Source organism: Arthrobacter sp. GCM10027362 (assembly GCF_042679445.1).
GTDB lineage: Bacteria > Actinomycetota > Actinomycetes > Actinomycetales > Micrococcaceae > Crystallibacter.
Genome location: NZ_JBHTML010000448.1, coordinates 1 through 577, shown reverse-complemented (window position 1 = coordinate 577; position 577 = coordinate 1). Strand labels below are relative to the sequence as shown.

Genomic DNA, 577 nt, shown 5'->3' with positions numbered 1-577 from the left:
CCGCCGGCGGCCCTGCGCCGTCGGCCGCCGGCGCAGCGCTGAACGCGGCCCCCGGCCAGGATACGAATGCGCGGGAACTGGCCGCGGCGGCCAAGGACTACATTGGGCTGCCCTATGTCTGGGGTGGCACGGATCCGACGGTGGGACTGGACTGCTCCAGCTTTGTCCAGCTGGCCTTCCGGGACATCGGCATCGAGCTGCCGCGGGTGACCTGGGACCAGATGAAGGAGGGCACCGAGGTCGCCTCGCTGGCCGAGGCGCGGCCCGGGGACCTGCTCTTCAGCCACGACGGCGGCCACGTCTCCATCTACCTGGGCAACGGCAAGGCCATCGACGCCCCGCAGCCGGGGGACACCATCCAGGTCCGCGACACGTGGGAGAACGACGCCAACATCACCACCATCCGCCGCATCCTGCCCGGGCCCGGCGTGCAGGCGGCTGCCGCGGTGCCGGTTCCCGTCAATGCCCGCGCAGCCGGCAGTCCGGCCGGCTCCGGAGCGGTGCTGACCGACCTGGTGGCTGCCGCGCAGGCATCCCTGCTGGCCGGGGGAGCGGCATGAGCACCCCGGTGGCGGCC

Annotated in this window: 1 protein-coding gene; it reads left to right on the top strand. The window is 73.3% G+C overall.

All coding sequences use genetic code 11. The features are described from left to right. Positions 1-560, top strand: a 560-nt coding sequence (locus ACFQ36_RS23290; RefSeq protein ID WP_377018007.1) for a C40 family peptidase, incomplete at its 5' end; no start/stop codon positions are given. Positions 561-577 lie beyond the last annotated feature (17 nt).